Origin of the sequence: Streptosporangium sp. NPDC000563 (assembly GCF_040299985.1) — a bacterium.
Lineage (GTDB): Bacteria > Actinomycetota > Actinomycetes > Streptosporangiales > Streptosporangiaceae > Streptosporangium.
Genome location: NZ_JBEPDA010000003.1, coordinates 100,909 through 120,270, shown reverse-complemented (window position 1 = coordinate 120,270; position 19,362 = coordinate 100,909). Strand labels below are relative to the sequence as shown.

Genomic DNA, 19,362 nt, shown 5'->3' with positions numbered 1-19,362 from the left:
TTTATCGGTCCATAACGTCAGAGTGTGGGGAACCGCCGAGTCTCGTATCACATGGCTTGGTAGAGGACTCTGTTTCCATGATCATTCCCAATGCCTTCCCATGCATGAGCTGGCAGGAAGGCGGCAAGAACGTTTCCGCAGGTAGCGAGTACGGTCGGTGTCTGCTGTAGCCGTGTCTCATAATCCCTGGGTCGCGGGTTCGAGTCCCGCCCGCCCTACCCCTCATGGCCGTGACAAGAGCGCCCGTGACCTGTTCTTACGCGGTCCCGGGCGCTCTCTGATCGTCCGGCTGTCAACGGTCGTCGGTTCTCCGCGGTTGATCGCGCCGAATGGGCGCCGAAACTATCGGAACTCTGTCGAAAACTTCCCGGCAAGGCGTAATGCGCGTGACGGCGGCATTCCATGATCACGGTTGGGGTCGTCGTCCTCTGTCCGGTGCGTGATTGACCTACCTCACTACGAAAGTTTCATCCTGTGAGCCGAGGGCGGATGCGAACCTTCCCTGGCCAGCGCGCCCCACGGGCCCGGGCGTCCGGGGCTGCGAAGCAAGTTACTTGACATCCGCAATCGGGTCGTATTTGCTCCCTTGCACTACACCCCCTACGCGTGCAAGCGGCATACCGATGAGTTCTGGTGAACGTTAGCGCTCACAATTCGATTCCGGTTTCACAACTCCAGGAATTGGATGCCGCTGATGGAGAGGAACGCAGAACATGTCTTTATCGTCGGCCCGGTCCCTACAGCCAGAGGGAAGCGCAAATGTTGAAGCATAGGTCCATCCTCGGGGCCGTGGCGCTCGCGGCGGCTGTCGTCCTGATGACGGGGCACGCGGCGATGAGCAGCGGGAGCAGCGCGGGGAGCTCTGCGTCCGCCGCCGCATTCGCGGGAACCGCGGGATGTGGAAAGAACCCGACGCTGAGCAGCGGAACGCACACCATTCAGTCCAGCGGGAAGAATCGCAGCTTCATTCTGCGAATTCCCGCGAACTACAACAACAACAACCCCTATCGCCTGATCTTCGGCATCCACTGGCTGAACGGCACCATGAACGACGTCGACTCCGGTGGAAGCAGCGGGGCCTCCTGGTCCTACTACGGGCAGCGGCAGCTGTCGAACAACACCGCGATCTTCATCGCGCCGCAGGGCCTCAACAACGGCTGGGCCAACTCCAACGGCGAGGACGTCACCCTCTTCGACGACATCATGCGGCGGGTGGAGGCGGACCTCTGTGTCGACCCCTCGCTGCGCTTCGCCATGGGGTTCAGCTACGGCGGCGGCATGAGCTTCTCCCTCGCCTGTAGCCGCGCGAATGTCTTCCGCGCGGTCGCGGTGTTCGCCGGCGCGCAGCTCAGCGGATGCAGCGACGGCTCCCAGCCCATCGCGTACATGGGACTGCACGGCATCACCGACAGCGTCCTCAACATCTCGCAGGGGCGGGCGCTGCGGGACAGGTTCGTCCGCAACAACGGCTGTACCGCCCAGAACCCGCCTGAGCCGGGCTCGGGCAGCCGAGGGCACGTCGTCACCGCCTACTCGGGGTGCCGGGCCGGATACCCCGTCGTCTGGGCCGCGTACGACAACGGTCACACGCCCGCCCCGGTGGACGGGACCTACACCGAGAACGGCGCCCAGACCTGGACCAAGGGGGAGGTGTGGAAGTTCGTCTCCCAGTTCCAGAGCACCTCCACGCCCAACCCGACGCCCACCCCGACCGTCACCCCGACGGTGACGCCGACTCCCACCCCGACCCCCACGACCAGCTTCCGCCTGCGCAACGAGGGCGCCGGACGCTGTGTCGACTCGCCCAACAGCGCCAGCGCCAACGGCACCCAGTTGCAGATCTACGACTGCCACACCAACCCCAACCAGCTCTTCAGCCACGACTCCGGCAGACTCCAGACCCTCGGCAAGTGCCTGGACTCACCCACGAACGCCGGCTCCGGCACCCGCGTGCAACTGTGGGACTGTCACACCAACAGCAACCAGCAGTGGACCTTCAACTCCAACGGCACCGTGACCAGCGGCGCCAACAACCTCTGCCTCAACGTCACCGGCACCGGTAACACCTCCGCCGTGACCGTCGCCACGTGCAACGGCCAGGCCACCCAGAGATGGACCAGGGCATGACCATCCGCTAGCCGATGACGGACGTCGGGTCCAGGCGACTTCGCCTGGACCCGACGCGTTTTGAGTTTCCCTCCAAGGGCGGACATCTCGTCTTATGGGACGTCGCGGGCGATCCGGTCACTCCTTCCGTCCGAGGAACCGCGCGCCTCGCCGTATGTGATGTCCCTTTCCTTGGCAAGCGCGGCATTTACCAAATGCGCCCTTGAAGGTTGTGGAATGCGATTCTTTTGACCTGTTGCAGGTTTTGCATCTCATGTATGGATGAAATGCGCAGGAGATGAGATATCCGATGATCAGGAGGCCTGCGAGGATTATGAGGGGGTGTACGGCCGGCTCGGGGGCTGCTTCGCCGGACGGAACGGCGGCGGGGAGAGTTGTGATTGGATGCACGCGATCAGATTTACACGGAAAAGAGCCTCGCATCAGGCGTTTCCGTGTGCGGGCCCTTCTGGATCGCGTATCCGGCATTGGTATGCCGATCTTTTTGTGGTCGGTACCTGTTGGGGGCGATTCGGCTCGGCCGCCATAATGATCACTCCCCCAGAGGTCGGTCTCGGACAGGGCGCGGTACCGGTCAGGGACGGTCGAGTGAGGGCGTGAAGGAGACGGGGCCGCCGGGGGTGCGGACGGTCACCCTTCCCTCGGAGAGGCTGATCTCCGGATCTTCGGCGCCGGGGACGATCAAGGTCAGCAGGGAGGCGGCGGGGGGAGAGAGCACCGTCACCGTGTCGGCCTTTTTGAGATAGCCGGTCGAGATCGCGCAGGGGCGCACCTCCTGGCCGCCGATCGGCCGGAGGGAGGGCATCGTGAGTTGCAGCAGCGTCACGCGCAGGCTCCCGTCGGCCAGCACCACCCTGCCGTCGCGGCTGGAGACGACCCTGAGCGAGGGACCGAGGTGCCACAGGTTGCGCAGCGCCGACCCGGCGGGGACCGTGTCCAGTACGGCCATCAGATCGGTGCCGTGACAGACCAGGACCGAGCGTGTGCGCCGGACGCCGTACGCGTCGTCGGCGAGCGTGTAGGACTGGCGGGCGCGTTCCACGAACGAGTTCACGAGGCGGGTCGCCGTACCCTCGCGGAAGGTGGCGCCCACGACGACGGGAACGTTGTGCGCCTCGGGGGAGGTCGTCCACTCCCGGTAGGCCGTCCTCTCGTAGGAGTGGAAGCCCGCCTCCACCAGGATGTCCCGGCCGTGGGCGTGGTAGGTGACGCCCAGATGGTCCTCGTGGCCGTGCAGGCGGCGTCCGGGGCCGAACCTGATCGAGTAGTAGGCGGATCGCGGGTCGCCCCACGCCGTCCTGCCGAAGGCGTAGCCGCCGTCGAACACCTTCACCGTGTCCTTCTCGTGCGGGAAACCCTCCGGGCGTGTGTCGGCGGGGCTGTCACCGATCGGCACCAGACGGCCGTCGGGCTGGGTGGCGTGGCTGACGTACGCCTCCAGCGATGTCCGCCGCACGGCGAGGCTCGCGGGGACCGCGGCCCCGCTTCTCCCGATCGCCTCCAGGGCCGCCCCCAGCCGCCGGTGAACGTAGAGGCCGTATCTCGGGGCCTGCTCGTGCAGCGCCCCCTGCGCGTCGATGGAGAGTTCCGCCGACTCGGTCATCCGCCGGACGGCCAGGTCCCTCCATCGTTCCCGCCGGAGACGGCAGCCGACCGCGAGCAGCGCGATGTCCTGGTCCAGACCGTGGTTGTGGCCCTGACGATAGGGCGCGGGGTCGGACAGGATCCCGCCGTGCTCGGCCAGGCTGTCGAACAGCCAGGTGGCGCGTACGTGCGCGCTGAGACAGACCAGCGCCGGTGCGCGCAGTGCGACCGGATGCTCGGCCCAGGCCCAGGGACTGACCCCGATCCCGCCGCGAGGGTTCTTCCTTACCCAGTCGCCGGCGATCTCCGTGGCGCGGGTGAGACACTCCTGCCTGCCCGACCGCTCGTACTCCCCGACCAGGCGGCCCATCCACCTCAGCGCGTGGAGGTTCAGCGCCCAGGAACGGTTGCCGTACGGGTCGGCGCGCCAGTCGATGTCCGAGCCCAGGTCGGCGGGGGGCAGGCCGACGAACGCGACCCGGCCCCGCATGACCTCGTCAACCTTGATCGCTGGGAACCACCCGGCAGGATAGACGACCGGGCCGTCCTGGGGCACGGGGGACAACGGGGCGGGACGCCTCGTGACCAGGCCGAGGGCCCTGCGGGCGCGTTGAAACACGTGATCGCTCCAAAGGGTGAGGTGCGGACGTCCTTACGAGCCCGCGAACGGTCGTACACCGGGATGGCCGGGCCGTTTCCGCGCAGCCCGAAGAGAACCGGTGAGCTGCGGGAGGGCCGGCGCGGCCTGAAGACGGCCGGTGGGTCAAGGAGACGTGACCGGTCGGGCGAGGCCCGGGACGTCCGGTTGGTTACGGGGATGTGGAGACGGTGACCGCCCCGGGGGCGTCCGGTGGGCTGTGGAGGCGGTGATCGGGCGGGTTACGGGAGTGAGGGAGGGGCGGGTTTGTCGTCCGTCCAGCCCGCCTCCAGGACCACCTCGACCTCCTCCTCCCCGGGCCCGCCCGCATCGGTCGAGGACAGCACCCGGGAACTGGCGACATCGATGATCAGCGTCCGCTGGACGAGGGCGGGAGCGGTCGGGGAGGTCCGCACGGTGAAGGAGAACGCGGCACCCTTCCTGCCCCGCTCGTCCCGCGCCGTGCCCAGGTAGCGGACGTTCGGCAGCTCCGCCAGGGCACGATAGGCGGCCGCCCGCACCTCGGGCGACGACGGCTTGCTCCACAGCAGACCGCTGAGCGCGTCCGCCAGGACGCCGCTGTCCGAACCGCGCGGCGCACCTCGCACCATCGAGGAGATCCGGTCCTTCAGCGCGGCGGGGTCGGCCGGAAGCTCCCGGATCTGCTCGAAGGTCATGTCCCGGCCGGCCACGCTGAAGGCCGTCCTGCCGGTGACGGGCTTGAGCAGGCCCTCACCCGGCGACGAGGACAGGGTTTCTCCTCCCGAAGAACTCCAGGACGGGGCCACGCCCGCCCACTCACTGGGAGACCCGTCGCGGCGCCACGCCTCGCTGTCGGCCGCGCTTCCCGGACGCGCCCCCAGCGTCCGCGAACCGGCCCAGATCCTGCCGTCCTCGGTGGCCCACTGCTCGGTGAGCCACGACTCCACCACCCGGTAGCGGTTCTGCCCCTTTCCCAGCGGCTCCGGGTGTGTCCTGCGGTGCGACTTTTTGACGCGCCAGTACGCTCCCGTCGTCGCGGGGTCCGCCTCCGCCTGGGTCGCCGCCGCGAGAAGAACCGACCGCCCGGAGATCTCAGGGGCCCGGTTCGCGGTCGTCGTCGGAACGAGCACGGCCACGATCACGACCACGGTCATGGCGGTGGCGAGGCCGGTCAGCGCGACCGTCCACGGCAACCACCGGCGGCGCCGGGGTTCGGCCTGCAACCGCCCGAACACCCTGGCCTTGAGAAACGGGTCGGGCCGCGGCTCGCCGTACAGTTCGCGAACCTTCTCCAGCTCATCCACGATCGGTCTCCTCGGGTTCGAGCATGGGGTTGGTGCCACCCAGCGCGGCGCGCAGTTTTCTCCTCGCCCGGTTCAGGCGTGACCCGACGGTCCCGTACGGGATGCCGAGGGCGCCGGAGATCTCCTCGTGGCTGAGCCCGGCCAGGGCCACCAGGAGGAGGACGTCGCGGTCTCGCCGGTGGAGCCCGGCCAGCGCCGTCGCCAGGCTCGGCCGCAGGCTCTCCGCGCTGACCCGCGCCGCGACCTGTTCCTCGTGTCCCGGCGAGTCGGGGTCCGGGCCGTGGCGCCCGAGCGCGCGTAGCGTGCGCACCTCGACGCGACGTTGTTTGCCGATGAGGTTGGTCGCGATCCCGTACAGCCAGGCCCGCACGCCGGCGCGCGACGGGTCGTAGAGCGCCCGCTTGCGGAACGCGGTGAGAAACGTCTCCGCCACGACGTCCTCCGCGCTGTCGGCGCCGAGTCGCTGCGCGACGTAGCGGTGGATCTCGTGGAAGTGGAGGTCGAAGATCGCGCTGAACCGCTCGGACTCGACGAGGGAGAGCCGGAGGACCTCGGCGTCGTCCGCTGGACGATCGGTCCAGGACATCGTGGTCACGATGGTCTTCCCGTCATGTGCAACCCTTCGGACGCGATCAGCGGTCATCCCTCATCACCCGATCCGCCGATCTGCTTTCACGTTCTCGGCCCACGTTCTCGGCCCACGTTCTCGGCCCACGGTCCCGACGTACGGTCCCGGCCCACGGACACGGTCAACGGTCCCGGTCAACGGTCAGGGTTTCCCGGTCAGGCGGTGAGGTCTCGGCGGGGCCACTGCGGCGAGGGTGTCGCGCGGCGGTGGCCTGGGTACCCCGTTCAAGGGGAAAACCCCAGCTCACAGCGGTTTGATCAGCTGGGGAAGGACGTGGACGATGCCTCTGAGGCGGCCAGGTCACACCGGGCGTGGAAGCCGGGATCTGGAGATCAATCCGATCTTCAGCCGGGAGCCCCTGCGGGTCCCGCGCCACGCCATGCCGGCAGGGGAGATGGAGCCGGAGACGGCCTACCAGCTGGTTCACGACGAGCTGATGCTGGACGGCAACGCGAGGCTGAACCTCGCGACGTTCGTGAGCACCTGGGCGGAGCCGCAGGCACTGAGGCTGATGGCCGAGTGCGTCGAGAAGAACATGATCGACAAGGACGAGTATCCACAGACCGCGGAGCTGGAGACGCGGTGCGTGGACATCCTCGCCAGGCTCTGGCACGCCGAGGAGCCTCACCGCGCGACGGGCTGCTCGACGACCGGGTCGAGCGAGGCGGCCATGCTGGGCGGCCTGGCGCTCAAACGACGCTGGCGGCAGCGGCGCCGGGCGGAGGGCCGCCCAGACGACCGGCCCAACCTCGTCATGGGCGTCAACGTACAGATCTGCTGGGAAAAGTTCGCCGACTACTTCGACATCGAACCCCGCTACGTGCCGATGGAGGGCGATCGATACCACCTGAGCCCGCAGACCGCCGTCGAGCGGTGCGACGAGAACACCATCGGGGTCGTGGCCATCCTGGGTTCGACCTACGACGGCAGCTACGAGCCCGTCGCCGACATCGCCGCGGCCCTGGACGACCTGCAGGCCCGTACCGGACTCGACGTGCCGATCCACGTGGACGGCGCCTCCGGCGCGATGATCGCGCCCTTCCTCGATCCGGACCTGCACTGGGACTTCCGGGTGCCACGGGTGGCGTCGATCAACACCTCCGGACACAAGTACGGGCTGGTGATGCCGGGGGTGGGCTGGGTGCTGTGGCGCGACTCCCAGGCGCTCCCCGACGATCTGGTCTTCCGCGTCAACTACCTCGGCGGGGACATGCCGACCTTCGCGCTGAACTTCTCCCGGCCGGGCGCCCAGGTGGTCGCGCAGTACTACAACTTCCTGCGGCTGGGCTTCGACGGCTACCGCCGGGTGCAGCGGACCTGCCGGGACGTGGCGACCCGCCTGGCAAGGGAGATCGCCGGGCTGGACCACTTCGAGCTGCTCACCGACGGCGGCGAGGCTCCGGTGTTCGCCTTCCGGGTACGTGAGGGAGTCGCCGGCTTCACGGTCTTCGACGTCTCCGCCGCGCTGCGTGAGCGCGGCTGGCTGGTGCCCGCCTACACCTTTCCCGAGAACCGTACGGACCTGGCGGTGCTGCGCGTCGTCGTCCGCAACGGCTTCAGCCACGACCTGGCCGATCTGTTGATGGAGGACCTGCGCAGGGTCCTGCCCCGCCTGGAGGCGCAAGGCGGGCACCGCACCGCCGATGACGCCGGAGGCTTCGCGCACGGCGCCGGGAAGAGACACCGACACCACGGCTGAGGGTGTGCGCAGGCGCTCGCGTCGGCCGGGGGAGGGCCGGCGCGGGCGAAGGACAAAGTGAGAAGGAGACAGTGAGATGTGCCGTTTGTTCGGTCTGAGCAGCGCGCCTCGGCGTACGCGTGCCACCTTCTGGCTTCTGGACGCGCCGGACAGCCTCAGTAAGCAGAGCCACCGCGATCCCGACGGGACCGGTCTGGGGTACTTCGACGCCGACGGCACCCCGGAGGTGCACAAGGCGCCCATCGCCGCCTACCGGGACCGGTGTTTCGCCGAGGAGGCGAAGGAGGTGGAATCCACCACCTTCGTGGCCCACGTACGTTTCGCCTCCACCGGCGGCCTGGAGAGACGCAACACGCATCCCTTCCTGCAGGACGGGCGGCTCTTCGCGCACAACGGGGTGGTCGAGGGCCTGGACGACCTCGACGCGGAGCTGGGCGAGGATCGAAAGCTCGTCAAGGGGGAGACCGACTCCGAACGCTTCTTCGCGCTGATCACTCGCGAGACCAGGGCGCACGGCGGCGACGTCGCCGCCGGTATCGAGGCCGCGGCCCGCTGGGTCGCCCAGCACCTGCCCATCTACGGCCTCAACCTGGTTCTCACCACCCCGCGGGATCTGTGGGCGCTGCGTTATCCCGACACCCACCGGTTGTACGTGCTCCAGCGGGCCGCGGGCGGGTGCCACGGTGGCCGGCACCTCGACCAGAGCGGCACCGACGGCCGTATCCGCGTCCGCTCCCGCGACCTCGTCGGCGCCCCCGCCTACGTGGTCGCGAGCGAGCACATGGACGACCATCCCGGCTGGAGCCCGATGGAACCCGGCGAACTGCTCCACGTCGGACCGGATCTCGTCCCCACCCGCCGGATCGTCCTGCCGGAGGAGCCCGCGCACCAGCTGAGCCTCGCCGACCTGCGCCCCGAGGCCGCGACCTCGCAGCATCCCGACTGAGACCAAGACCAAGACCGAGAGGCCAGGACCGACGCCGACGACACGGCGGCGGGTCCTTGTCGCGGGTCTTGCGTGCCGACGAAGAGCGCGTTCGCCGTTTTCCGGGGAAACCCTCCCGCGGACCGGTCCGCGGTGGCCGCCGGACGCCCGGTCCCGGGCCTACCCGGCGGGCGGCCTCGCGCAGGACGAGCGCAGGACGAGTTGGGCGCCTACCCGGTAGGCCCGGCCCGCCCGTCCGGTGCGTACGGGAGCCGTCGACCGGTCGGTCCGTTCGATCTGCTGGAGCAGCAGGTTCATGGCGAGATCTCCGAGTTCGCTCGCCCCGTTGTCGACGACGGTGATGGGCGGCTGCCACCAGCGCAGCCAGGGGATGTCCTCGTAGCAGATCAGCGAGAGCTGCTCGGGAATGACGATGCCCGCGCCGACGAGGGTGGGCAGCATGCCGAACACGGCCTCGTGGTTCGCGGCGAACAGCGCCGTCATCTCCGGGTTGCGGCTTAGCAGCCGCTCCGTCGCCTGGGAGCCGAAGGCGGAGTCGAACGGTCCCCGTTCGACGAGTGACTCGTCGACCTGATGGCCGCGTTCCCTCAGCGCCTGCTCGTAGCCGGCGAACCTCTCCAGGCCGGAGTTGGCGCTCAGCAGGCCGCCGATGAAGCCGATCCGCTCGTGACCAAGATCGAGCAGGTGTGAGGTGGCCGCGTGGGCGCCCTCGCGGTCGGAGGCGAGCACCGACGGTGCGGCGCTCTCGGCGGCGGCGCGGATGACGTTGACGACTCCGATGCCCTCGGCGAGCAGCGCGTTGGCCATGGCCGTGTTCTTGCCCGTACCTATCATGATCAGCCCGTCCACCCCGTGTGCGGCGAGGGTCCGGAGGAAGGACTCCTCCCGCCGGGGGTCCGCGTCGGTGATGCAGAGCATCACCTGGTAGCCCTCGGACGCGGCGCGACGCTGCACGACCTCGGCGATGGTGTGGAAGGACGCGTTGATGAGGTTGTTCAGCACCAGTCCCACGACATGAGACTGCTTGGAACGCAGTGCGCTGGCCGCACGGTTGGGGCGGTAGCCCATCCGTTCCGCGATCTCCTTCACCGCCACCCGGGTCTCCGGGGCGATCAGCGGTGAGCCGCTGAGTGCGCGGGAAGCCGTGCTGCGTGACACCCCGGCCGCGGCGGCGACGTCCTTCAGCGTGATCGCCATCGTCCTTCTTCCTGGGATCGATCCCATCCGAGGGGAGATTTTGCCACAAGATCGTGGACTCTTGGTGCGGTGATGAGAAATTTGCCCAGGTTAAAAACAGTTTTCGGCCTTGACCTGAATCTCCCGAGTGCTGCAACCTAATGCAAGCGATCCCAAAAAATGACTACAACATTGATCTCCGGGGGTTCCATGGACCGCGACGACGTCACCTGGCACGGTTACTGGCCGGCCGCGCCCACCCCTTTCACCAGCGAAGGCGGGCTGGACGAGGACGCGTGGCGCGCGCTGCTCAGGCTCTACGCCGCCCAGGGCGTGCACGGGGTCCTGGTCAACGGGAGCACCGGTGAGTGGTTCAGCCAGAGCGCGGCCGAACGCCGCAGGGTCGCCGAGATCGCGGTGTCCGAGCTCTCCGGCAGGGTCCCGGTGGTCGTCGGTGTCACGGCGTACACCGCCGAGGAGGCGATCGGGTTCGCGAGGCACGCCGCCGAGGCGGGCGCGGACGGCGTGCTCGCGACGCCCCCGCCGTACGTGCACCCGGGGCCCGAGGACATCCTCGCCTTCTACCGGCAGGTCAGCTCCGCGACGGAGCTGCCGTTCATGGTCTACAACTGGCCGCGCGGGGTGGCCGTCGACATCTCCGCTTACGCCGGGCTGATGTCCGGACTGGCCGACCTGGACAACGTGGTCGCCATCAAGGACAGCACCGGTGACTGGCTGCGGATGCTCGGCACCGTGGAGGAGGTGAGCGACCGGGTTCGGGTGTTCGGCAGCTTCCTGCACCGGCGTGGCCTCGCCGTACTGCTGGAGCTGGGCGGGGACGGGAACATCGACGGCGGCGGCATGGGCGCCCCGTTCGCCGTCCCCTACTACGAGGCGGTCGCGGCGGGGGATCGCGAGGCGGCGCGCGGCTGGGTCGACCGGTACGCGGGGCTCTCCTCCCGGCTGATCAATCCCGACTACAGCGGCGTGTACGGCGCGCCCATCGCCCAGCTCAAGGCGGCCATGGCGATGCTCGGCCAGCCGGGCGGGCACGTCCGCCCGCCGCTCCTGCCGATCACGGACCCGAAGAGGCTCGACGCGATCGGCGCCGTGCTGAAGGAGTCAGGCCTCGTCGAAGCCCTTTCCGGGGGCACCGTGGACGCCGGGGGCACCGCCCTGGGGCGGGCCGGGCGATGACGACGGAGCGGAACCGCACCGGCCGGCATGCCGGCCCCGGCCGGGCTCCGCGAACGGAGATCGTCGTCGACGGCGATTCCGTGCGGGCCGTCGACGGCATCAGCCTCGCCGCGGTCCTCGTCGGTGAGCGGCGGTGGAGCCTGCGACGCAATCCGGTGGGCGGCGACCCGCGCGGCCCGTTCTGCGGGATGGGCGTGTGTTTCGAGTGCGAGGTGACCGTGGACGGGCGTCCGGGGGTCCGTGCCTGCATCACCAAGATCTATGCCGGAATGCAGGTCGAGACGGCCGCAGGGGGAGAGGTTCCGCATGACCGCTGAGCGCGGCACGGCCGTGTACGGCGAGGTCGTCGAACGGGATGTCGTGATCGTCGGCGGTGGTCCCGCGGGGCTCAGCGCCGCGGCCCGGCTCGCCTCCGCGGGGCTGGCCGTGACGATCCTCGACGAGCAGCCGGAACTGGGCGGGCAGTACTACCGGCGGCCCGCGCCCGCGGTGGCGAGGCACTGGGGCGACCATCGACCCGAGGGTGGCCGGCTGATCGCCCAGGTGCGCGCGGCCGGCGTCGAGTGCCGTACCGGCCATCTGGTCTGGGGCGTGGACGACGACGGGCGCACGCTGCTCGCCTCCGACGCCGCCGAGCATCCGGTGCGGTTGCGCGCCCGCCGTCTCGTGCTGGCGACCGGCGCCTTCGAGCGGGTGTTTCCCTTCCCCGGCTGGCAGCTTCCCGGAGTGACCACCCCGGGCTTCGCCCAGCACCTGGCCGCGAGCGACCACACCACCGTCGGGGACCGGGTCGTCCTGGCCGGTTCCGGGCCGTTCCTGCTGCCGGTCGCCTGCTCGCTGATCGAACTCGGCGTGAACGTGGCGGGCATCGCCGAGGCGGGCAGGCCGTACCGGCCGAGCCTGCGGGCGCTGGGCACGCTCGGCCACCCCGCGCGACTGCGCGAACTGGCCTCCTACGCCGCGCGGCTGGCCCGCGCCCGGGTGCCGATCTGGCAGGAGACCGTCGTGCTCCGCGCCGACGGACGCGACCGGGTCTCCTCGGTGACACTCGCCGCCGCGGCCAGGCCCACGCGCCCGGTCCGCACCGTCGGGGTGGACGCGCTCTGCGTCGGCTACGGCTTCCGTCCCCAGACCGACCTGGCCCGCATGCTGGGCTGCGAGGTGCGGATCGACGCGGCGAGCGGGGACGCGGTGCCGGTGACCGACGCGGCGGGACGCGCCTCCCGGGCCGACGTTTACGTGGTGGGCGAGGCGGCGGGGATCGGCGGGGTGCACGCGGCGAGGGCCAGAGGGCTCGCCGCCGCGTACGACATCCTGGCCCGTGAGACCCGTGTGACCGTACCGGTGTCCGAGGCCCGGCGAGTGGTGTCGGCCAGGCGCCGTCTGGCACGTTTCACCGCGCTGACCGACTCCCTCTACCCGGACCCGGCGGCGCTGCTCGCCACGCTGGCGCCCGCGCTGCCCGCCGACACCATGGTCTGCCGCTGCGAGGCGGTCCGCGCGGAGGAGATCCGCACCACCGCCACGGGAAGCGCCGACGGCGACCTCAACGCGACCAAGGCCTGGACCCGCGCGGGAATGGGCCCCTGCCAGGGCCGGGAGTGCGGGTTCGCGGTCGCGGGACTGGTCAGGTCCGTCGCGTCCGACCAGGGCGCGGGCGAATCACGGGTGGAGGTCTTCCCCTCCCGGCTGCCGGTGCGCCCCGTCCCTCTCACCACGCTGCTGGAGCTGGCCGGACCGGAATCGCAGGAAGGCGACGCATGAGCACGCGGACCGCGGACGCGGTGATCGTGGGAGCCGGGGTGCTCGGCGCCTCGGTGGCGAGCCACCTGGCCCGCAGCGGCCATCGGGTGCTCGTCCTCGAACGAGGGGCCCCGGGCAGGGAGGGCTCCGGCACCACCGCCGGCAATCTGCACATGCAGGCCGTGCACACCAGGCGCCCCGGTCAGAAGGTACCGCTGGACAGCGCACGGTTCCTGCCGCTGCAGCGCGCCGCGAGCGACCGCTGGGAGACGCTGGAGGAGGAGCTGGAGACCTCGGTGGAGGTCCGCCGCACCGGTGGCTTCACCGTCGCGGAGACCGAGGAGCAGTGCCAGGAGCTGCGCGACAAGCACGAATGGGAGGCCGCAGCCGGGATACACACCGAGATCCTCGACGGGGACGCCGCGCGGGCCGCGCTTCCCCTTCTCGGACCGACGGTGGCCGCCGCCACCTGGTGTGACCTGGACGGTTACGCCAACCCGCTGAAGGTCACCCCCGCCTACCTGGACTCGGCGGCCAGACACGGCGGCCGGACCGTGGCGTTCGCGCCGGTCCGGCGGATCACCCGCAACGGCGGCGGCTGGCGGGTGGTCGCCGGGCGAGGCGCCGCCGAGCAGGTGGTGGACACCCCCGTGGTGGTCGACGTCGCGGGGCCCTGGCTGGGGGAGATCGCGGCCCTGGCCGGTATCACGCTGCGGATGACACCCGTGGCGATCCAGATGCACGCCACCGTGCGCTCCTCGGCCACCATGTCCCACCTGGTCCAGCACATCGGCGAGGGACTGTCGGTGAAGCAGGTCGCCGCGGGCAACCTGCTGATCGGCGGCGGCTGGCCGGCCCTGCGCATGGACCTGGCCGGCCGGAGCGCCACCAGTCTGGACAGCCTGGTCGGCAACGTCGCACTGGCGGTCCGGGTGCTGCCGTTCATCCGGGACCTGCGGCTGCTGCGGATGTGGGCCGGGCCGCTCGCGGCCACGCCCGACGAGATGCCGGTGATCGGCGAGGTACCCGGCGCCCCCGGGTTCTACGTGGCGGGAGGCACCTACGCCTTCAGCTTCGCCCCGCTGTGGGGGGAGACGCTGCGCTGCCTGATCGAGGGGAAGCCGCCGCCGGTCGACGTCTCCGACCTCGGTCCCGGCCGGCTGATGGAGCGGCGAAGTCAGGAAGACGGGCGAATTCAGGAAGACAACGGCCCAGAGCAGGAAAACCACCAGGACAGAAGGAGTAAGCGGTGCTGACATCACCTCGACTGCGGCCCACGTCGGAGCCCGAGACCCTCTGGTTGACCGGTGGGCACGTCGTGGACGTCCGATCGGGACGGATCCGCAGGAACGCCAACGTGCTCGTCGCGGCAGGCCGGATCGAGAAGATCACGACGGACGCCCCGCCCCCGGGAGCAGAGACCGTCGAGCTGGGCGGCAGGTACCTGATGCCCGGCCTGATCTCGGTGCACACCCACCTGTCGGTGCTCTACCCCTTCTCCGCCACCGACGAGTCGGAGAGCCCCGGGCTGAGCGCGCTGCGCGCGCTGTCCCGGGCACAGGACGCCCTCGTCGCGGGGGTCACCACGATCCGCTGCGTGCACGAGCAGAACCGCGCCGACCTGCTGGTGCGCACCGCCGCCGACCAGGGCTGGGTGGCCGCGCCGCGAATCGTCGGAGCGGGCCGGGCCATCTCCACCACCGGCGGCCACGGCAAGGGCGCCGACTGCTCCTACGCCGACGGGCACGACGGCTTCCTGCGCGCGGCCAGGCAGGAGCTGGACGCGGGCGCCGACCTGATCAAGATCTTCATCACCGGTGGCATCGCCCACCAGGGCGAGTCGTTCACCGGCGCGCAGATGACCGCCGAGGAGATGCGGGCCGTGGTCCGCGCCGCCGAGGAGCACGGCAGCTACGTGACCGCGCACGCCGGCGCCGGCTCGGCGATCCGCGAGGCGCTCGCCGCCGGAGTCCGCGGCTACGAGCACGCCTACGACCTGGACGACGACACGGCCAAGCTGATGGCGGACCGGCGGGTGTTCCTCACCCCGACCCTGTGCGTCACCCGCTGCCCCGACTGGATGGCCGAGCACAGCTTCACGCCCTGGCAGATCGAGCGGGCGGTGGAGGTCGGTCCCGGCCACCTGGACAGCATCCGGCGGGCGGTCGCGGCCGGCATCGCCGACCCGGACGACCCCGGCGCGCCCGGCATCACCATGCTCGCCGGCACCGACTACCCGCCGGGCGAGCCCATCGAGGACACCGTCGTGGCGGTCCGCGAGATGGAGTTCCTCACCGACGCGGGTCTCAGCCCTCTCCAGGCGGTACGGGCCGGCACGTCGGAGGCCGCGCGCCTGGTCGGCCTGGCCGGCCAGGCCGGTGCCGTCGAGGAAGGTTACCTCGCCGACCTGATCGTCACCGAGCGCGATCCGCTGAGCGACGTCTCCGCGCTGCGCCGGATCCCCTTCGTCATGCAGGCCGGCCGGATCGTCCGCGACGACCTGCCGGTCGTCCCCGCCCCGCAGCAGGTCCCTGGAGGCGCCCTGTGAACTCCCCCGACACTCCGGCCGGCCGTACCCGCTTCGCCGTGGACATCGGCGGAACGTTCGTCGACGCGATCGCCTACGACGAGGAGACCGGAGAGATCCGGCTGCACAAGGCCTCGACCACCCCGGGCGCCCCCGCCCAGGGCGTCCTGGACGCGGTGGGGGGTCTCGCCACCCGGCTGGACGGGGTGGAGGCGTTCGTCCACGGCACCACGCTCGGCCTGAACGCGATCCTGCAGCGCCGCGGCGCGGACCTCGGCATCATCACCAACGAGGGCTTCAGGGACCTGCTGGAGATCGCCCGAGCCAACGTCCCCGGCCAGCACATGTACGACTTCTCCTACGCGCCGCCGCCGCCACTGGTGCCGCGCCGCCGGCGGATCGGCGTACCCTGCCGGATCGACGCGCAGGGCGACGTGGTGCAGGACCTGGACGAGGACGCTGTGCGCGAGGCCGGCCGGATCCTGGTCGAGGAGCAGGGACTGGCCTCGCTCGCCATCTGCTTCCTGCACTCCTACGCCAACCCCGAGCACGAGCGGCGGGCCGCGCGCATCCTGCGCGAGCTCTACCCGGACGTGTCGATCTCGGTCTCCACCGACATCACCCGCGAGTACCGCGAGTACGAGCGGACCAGCACCGTCACCCTGGACGCCTACATCCGGCCGGTGCTGAGCGACTACATCGGCACCCTGGAGGCCAGGCTGACCGAGGCGGGACTCACCCACCCGCTGCACATCATGCGCTCGGGCGGCGGCGCGATGACCGCGGAACTGGCCCGCCGCGCCCCGCTGATGACCGTGCTGTCCGGCCCCGCGGGGGGAGTGGTGGGCGCCTCCTTCCTGGCCCGTGAGCAGCGGCTGCCCAAGCTGATCTCCTTCGACGTCGGCGGCACCAGCGTGGACTGCTGCGTCATCGAGGACGGCGAGCCGGGCGAGGTGCACGAGGCGGGCATCGACGGCTTCCCGCTGCTCATCCCGATCTTCGACATCCGTACCGTGGGCGCGGGCGGAGGCTCGATCGCCTGGATCGACGAGGGACTGCTCAAGGTCGGTCCGCACAGCGCGGGCGCCGTACCGGGGCCGGTGGCCTACGGCGCGGGCGGTACCGAGCCGACCGTCACCGACGCCGCGCTGGTGCTCGGCTACCTGGACCCCGCCGCGTTCCTCGGCGGCGACATGAGCATCGACGCGGAAGCGGCCCGCGCCGCGGTCGAGGCCAAACTGGCCGTTCCCCTCGGGGTGAGCGTGGACCAGGCCGCCGCGAGCGTCTTCCGGGTGCTGCTGGCCCGGATGGTCGGCGCGCTGCGCGAGATCACCGTGGAGCGGGCGCTGGATCCGCGCGAGTTCGCGCTGCTCGCCATCGGCGGCGCCGGGCCGCTGCTCGGCCCGATGCTCGCCAGGGAGATGGGCATCGCCACCACGATCGTCCCGCAGGTGCCCGCCGCGTTCTCCGCCTTCGGCATGCTGATGTCCGACCTGGAGTACGAGTTCGCCGCCACCGTGCTGCGCTCCCTCAGCGACGAGAGCCTGGCCGTACTGGAGAGCGAGTTCGCCGACCTGGAGGCGCAGGGCGACGAGGTGCTGTCCGCGCAGGGCATCAAGCCCGAGGACCGCACCCTCATCCGCAGGCTGGACATCCGCTACCACGGTCAAGAGCACAGCCTCGGCATCGACCTGCGGCCCGGTGACACCGCGGCGAGCGTGCTGGCCCGTTTCAACGCCCAGCACGAGGCGCGCTACGGCCACGCGATGGCCGACACCGGACAGATCCTCACCCTGCGGGTGCGGGCGGTGGGACGGCTGGCCAAGCCGTCGCTGCGCGAGTGGGCACCCGCCGGACCCGGCGGGCCCGAGGCGGTCGGCGAGCGGCCCGCCTTCGACGTCGCCACCGGCGAGACCGCCGTGTTCCCGGTCTACGACCGGACGACTCTGGCACCCGGCCACGAGGTGAGCGGCCCGGCGATCGTCGAGGAGGGCACCTCGACGACGGTGATCTTCGGTGATCAGCGGCTCACCGTCGACACCTACGGACAGCTGCTGGTGACCGGTACCGGAGGAACCCTGTGAACAGCCCTGAGCGTCTGGACGGCGCGACCGTCGAGGTGATCCGCAACTACCTGGTCTCGGTGGGCGAGCAGATGCGCCGCACCCTGGTGCGGGCGGCCTTCAACCCGGTGATCTACGAGGTGCTCGACTTCGGCATCTCGATCTACAACGCCGACCTGGACCTGACCGCCGAGGCCGCGGGGATCACCTCGTTCCTCGGCGCCAACGACCACGCCATCGTCAAGGGCGTGGAGTACGTCGGCCGGGAGAACTTCGCACCCGGCGACGTCTACCTGCTGAACTACCCGTACTGGAGCGGCGCGCACTCCTACGACGCGATGCTCTTCGCGCCGGTCTTCCGTGACGGGCACGAGGGCCCCGCGGCCTACCTCGCGGTGCGCGCGCACTGGATGGACCTCGGTGCCAAGTCTCCGGGCTATGTCCTGGACTCCACCGACATGCACCAGGAAGGCCTCATCTTCCCCGGCACCAAGATCGTGAGCCGCGGTGAGGTGGTCCGCGACATCGTCGAGCTCATCCGGTTCAACTCCCGGCTGCCCGACCTGACCATCGGCGACTTCCACGCCCAGCTCGCCGCCCTGCGCACCGGCGAGAACCGGCTGGCGCAGGTCTGGGAGAAGTTCGGCGGCGAGACCGTCGACCAGGCCATCAGGCAGGTCATCGAGCACGGTGATCGGGTCGCCCGCAAGGCATTGGCCGCGCTGCCCAACGGCACCTGGACGGCCTTCGACTACTGCGACGACGACGGCATCACCGAGGACCTGATCCGGATGGAGGTCAAGGTCACCATCGACGGCGACCGGATGGAGGTCGACTTCAACGGCTCCGACGGTGCGGTGGCCGGCCCGGTCAACCTGCCGATCGGCTCCACCGAGAGCCTGGGCAAGGCCATCTTCAAGGAGCTGACCACGCCCAGGGAGCCCTCCAACGCCGGGCACTACCGGGCATTGGAGGTCAAGGCCGATCCCGGCAACTTCTTCCACGCCGTCTACCCGGCCGCGACCTTCACCCAGTGGAGCGCCATCGTCGCGTTCGAGCTGATCCACAAGGCGCTGGCCCAGGTGATGGACTCGATCCCGGCCTCCTCCGGTGGTGACGAGCCGGGCTTCATGGCGCTCGGCCGCGACCCGCGCACCGGCGCGGACTTCGTGATCAGCAACAACGAGGGCATCGGCTGGGGGGCGCGCAAGGACCGCGACGGCGCGAACGCCCAGCAGCACCCCTCCCAGAGCGTCGTCAGAAACACCCCCGTCGAGGTGCTGGAGCACAAGTCCACCGTGTTCCACGAGCGGCTGGAGCTGATTCCCGACTCCGGCGGCGCGGGCAGGTTCCGCGGCGGCGTCGGCGTGCTCAGGCAGGTCCGCTACCTCGCCGACGGTGAGGTGCTGTCGATGAAGAAGAAGAGCAAGACCAGGCCCTGGGCGCTGGACGGCGGCCAGGAGCCCGAGCCCAGCGAGATGGTGCTGTGGCCCGACACCGATCGGGCCAAGCGGGTCGGCATGTACAGGGCCGACATGAAGGCCGGCGACCGGTTCGTGAACCGGACCGCCGGAGGCGGTGGCTACGGCGACCCTCTCGACCGCGACCCGGCCGCGGTGGTGGCCGACGTACTCAACGGCTACGTCGGCGCCGAGGCCGCGGAGCAGTCCTATGGCGTGATCGTGGACGGCGACGGCTGGCGGCCCACGCCGGCCAGGGCCGCCCGACTCAAGAGCGAAGGGTAGACGA

14 protein-coding genes are annotated in these 19,362 nt (G+C 70.3%); 10 read left to right on the top strand and 4 right to left on the bottom strand.

The window, feature by feature from the left end:
* The first annotated feature begins 759 nt into the window (after positions 1 to 759).
* The gene (locus tag ABT352_RS11240) at positions 760 to 2,127 is read left to right on the top strand and encodes a ricin-type beta-trefoil lectin domain protein (protein ID WP_350944404.1); all 1,368 of its coding nucleotides are present in this window, start codon (positions 760 to 762) and stop codon (positions 2,125 to 2,127) included.
* A gap of 574 nt (positions 2,128 to 2,701) precedes the next feature.
* Here the strand turns inward: ABT352_RS11240 and ABT352_RS11235 are convergent.
* From ABT352_RS11235 to ABT352_RS11225, 3 genes are all read right to left on the bottom strand, one after another.
* On the bottom strand, positions 2,702 to 4,330 hold the full coding sequence (locus ABT352_RS11235; RefSeq protein WP_350944402.1) for a heparinase II/III domain-containing protein: 1,629 nt from the start codon (positions 4,328 to 4,330) through the stop codon (positions 2,702 to 2,704).
* Between the two features lie 260 nt (positions 4,331 to 4,590).
* Positions 4,591 to 5,634, bottom strand: coding sequence for a CU044_5270 family protein (locus ABT352_RS11230; RefSeq protein WP_350944400.1), 1,044 nt, complete (start codon positions 5,632 to 5,634; stop codon positions 4,591 to 4,593).
* Positions 5,627 to 6,220, bottom strand: coding sequence for an RNA polymerase sigma factor (locus tag ABT352_RS11225; protein ID WP_350944399.1), 594 nt, complete (start codon positions 6,218 to 6,220; stop codon positions 5,627 to 5,629). The genes ABT352_RS11230 and ABT352_RS11225 overlap by 8 nt, the downstream gene beginning before the upstream one ends.
* Before the next feature lie 322 nt (positions 6,221 to 6,542).
* On the opposite strand from ABT352_RS11225, the gene gad reads away from it, so the two are divergent.
* Together gad and ABT352_RS11215 are read left to right on the top strand one after the other, a co-directional pair.
* A complete protein-coding gene (gene gad, locus ABT352_RS11220; RefSeq protein ID WP_350944397.1) occupies positions 6,543 to 7,961 on the top strand; it encodes a glutamate decarboxylase in 1,419 nt (472 codons plus the stop codon).
* A 76-nt stretch (positions 7,962 to 8,037) separates the two neighbouring features.
* On the top strand, positions 8,038 to 8,907 hold the full coding sequence (locus tag ABT352_RS11215) for a class II glutamine amidotransferase (RefSeq protein ID WP_350944395.1): 870 nt from the start codon (positions 8,038 to 8,040) through the stop codon (positions 8,905 to 8,907).
* A 159-nt stretch (positions 8,908 to 9,066) separates the two neighbouring features.
* Here the strand turns inward: ABT352_RS11215 and ABT352_RS11210 are convergent, their stop codons facing one another.
* The gene (locus ABT352_RS11210) at positions 9,067 to 10,104 is read right to left on the bottom strand and encodes a LacI family DNA-binding transcriptional regulator (protein WP_350944393.1); all 1,038 of its coding nucleotides are present in this window, start codon (positions 10,102 to 10,104) and stop codon (positions 9,067 to 9,069) included.
* A 159-nt stretch (positions 10,105 to 10,263) separates the two neighbouring features.
* Between ABT352_RS11210 and ABT352_RS11205 the strand changes: the two genes are divergently transcribed.
* The 7 genes from ABT352_RS11205 to ABT352_RS11175 are packed head-to-tail and all read left to right on the top strand — an operon-like array spanning position 10,264 to position 19,358.
* Entirely contained in the window at positions 10,264 to 11,280 is a 1,017-nt protein-coding gene (locus ABT352_RS11205; RefSeq protein WP_350944392.1) for a dihydrodipicolinate synthase family protein, read from the top strand.
* On the top strand, positions 11,277 to 11,597 hold the full coding sequence (locus ABT352_RS11200; RefSeq protein ID WP_350944390.1) for a (2Fe-2S)-binding protein: 321 nt from the start codon (positions 11,277 to 11,279) through the stop codon (positions 11,595 to 11,597). The genes ABT352_RS11205 and ABT352_RS11200 overlap by 4 nt, the downstream gene beginning before the upstream one ends.
* Complete coding sequence (locus ABT352_RS11195; protein ID WP_350944389.1) at positions 11,587 to 13,044, top strand: FAD/NAD(P)-dependent oxidoreductase; 1,458 nt, start codon at positions 11,587 to 11,589, stop codon at positions 13,042 to 13,044. Before ABT352_RS11200 ends, ABT352_RS11195 begins: the two co-directional genes overlap by 11 nt.
* Positions 13,041 to 14,279: an NAD(P)/FAD-dependent oxidoreductase gene (locus ABT352_RS11190; RefSeq protein ID WP_350944387.1), complete on the top strand. Its 1,239-nt coding sequence runs from the start codon at positions 13,041 to 13,043 to the stop codon at positions 14,277 to 14,279. Before ABT352_RS11195 ends, ABT352_RS11190 begins: the two co-directional genes overlap by 4 nt.
* Complete coding sequence (locus tag ABT352_RS11185; protein WP_350944385.1) at positions 14,273 to 15,571, top strand: metal-dependent hydrolase family protein; 1,299 nt, start codon at positions 14,273 to 14,275, stop codon at positions 15,569 to 15,571. The genes ABT352_RS11190 and ABT352_RS11185 overlap by 7 nt, the downstream gene beginning before the upstream one ends.
* Positions 15,568 to 17,634, top strand: a complete 2,067-nt coding sequence (locus tag ABT352_RS11180) for a hydantoinase/oxoprolinase family protein (RefSeq protein WP_350944384.1) — start codon at positions 15,568 to 15,570, stop codon at positions 17,632 to 17,634. Before ABT352_RS11185 ends, ABT352_RS11180 begins: the two co-directional genes overlap by 4 nt.
* A complete protein-coding gene (locus ABT352_RS11175) occupies positions 17,631 to 19,358 on the top strand; it encodes a hydantoinase B/oxoprolinase family protein (protein ID WP_350944383.1) in 1,728 nt (575 codons plus the stop codon). Before ABT352_RS11180 ends, ABT352_RS11175 begins: the two co-directional genes overlap by 4 nt.
* The last annotated feature ends 4 nt before the right edge of the window (positions 19,359 to 19,362 follow it).

Excerpts from the sequence above, each read along its gene's own strand:
- ABT352_RS11240 (WP_350944404.1), top strand. The coding sequence starts at position 760 with ATGTTGAAGCATAGGTCCATCCTCGGGGCCGTGGCGCTCGCGGCGGCT.
- ABT352_RS11225 (WP_350944399.1), bottom strand. The coding sequence starts at position 6,220 with ATGTCCTGGACCGATCGTCCAGCGGACGACGCCGAGGTCCTCCGGCTC.
- gad (WP_350944397.1), top strand. The coding sequence starts at position 6,543 with ATGCCTCTGAGGCGGCCAGGTCACACCGGGCGTGGAAGCCGGGATCTG.
- ABT352_RS11215 (WP_350944395.1), top strand. The coding sequence starts at position 8,038 with ATGTGCCGTTTGTTCGGTCTGAGCAGCGCGCCTCGGCGTACGCGTGCC.
- ABT352_RS11210 (WP_350944393.1), bottom strand. The coding sequence starts at position 10,104 with ATGGCGATCACGCTGAAGGACGTCGCCGCCGCGGCCGGGGTGTCACGC.
- ABT352_RS11205 (WP_350944392.1), top strand. The coding sequence starts at position 10,264 with ATGACTACAACATTGATCTCCGGGGGTTCCATGGACCGCGACGACGTC.
- ABT352_RS11200 (WP_350944390.1), top strand. The coding sequence starts at position 11,277 with ATGACGACGGAGCGGAACCGCACCGGCCGGCATGCCGGCCCCGGCCGG.
- ABT352_RS11195 (WP_350944389.1), top strand. The coding sequence starts at position 11,587 with ATGACCGCTGAGCGCGGCACGGCCGTGTACGGCGAGGTCGTCGAACGG.
- ABT352_RS11190 (WP_350944387.1), top strand. The coding sequence starts at position 13,041 with ATGAGCACGCGGACCGCGGACGCGGTGATCGTGGGAGCCGGGGTGCTC.